General features: G+C 36.2%; 1 protein-coding gene. It reads left to right on the top strand.

What is annotated here, in order from left to right:
* Nucleotides 1–167 precede the first annotated feature (167 nt).
* Nucleotides 168–773: type I restriction endonuclease (locus tag HMPREF2810_RS09910; protein WP_256279287.1), on the top strand; the 606-nt coding region annotated here is incomplete at its 3' end.

Below are 773 nucleotides of genomic sequence, written 5' to 3' on the forward strand. Positions count from 1 at the left end.
TTTTTATTTTTCTAACTTAATTTTACAATTCGCGGGATAAAAAAAGAATTATAATAAATCAAATGATTGATAATAAGATAGCTGAATTGATGGAACTTGAGAGTTATAAAAAAGCTCTCATCTACGAATACGTAACAGGTAAAAAAGAAGCCTAGGAGGTGATTCATTTGGTAGAGAACAAAGAAATTCGTTTTGAGCAGGATATTGAGACTTCACTGACTACGTATGGCAAATGGAAGAAAGAAACATTCAATGAATCAAACTTTGATCCCATAATTGGTTTGGATTGTCAAAAATTGCTAGGCTTTGTCCAGAAGACTCAACCAAAACAGTGGGTACGTCACCAACGAAACTATAACAATGATGGAGAAGTCAAGTTCCTTCAACGCTTTAATCAAGAGGTAGAAACCCACGGCATGTTACATGTATTGCGCAATGGGATCAAAGACCGCGGTGTGCGCTTTAAAGTAGCTTACTTCAAACCTGCTTCAGAGCTGAATGATGAAAGGATGGAAAAGTATGAAGCAAATAGTTTTACCTGTACTCGCCAGTTTGCTTACAGTCCTAATAACCATAAAACCATTGATATGGTTTTGTCGTTAAATGGTATTCCGCTCGTTGCTTTAGAATTGAAAAACCAGTACACTGGTCAAACAGTAGAAAATGCCAAACTCCAGTTTCAAAAAGATCATGATCCAAAAGAATTGGTATTTCGTTTTAATCGCCGCTTCTTAGTCTATTTTGCGGTGGACCATACAGATGTTTATATGACG

This window comes from Enterococcus sp. HMSC078F03, assembly GCF_001811595.1.
Lineage (GTDB): Bacteria > Bacillota > Bacilli > Lactobacillales > Enterococcaceae > Enterococcus > Enterococcus faecalis.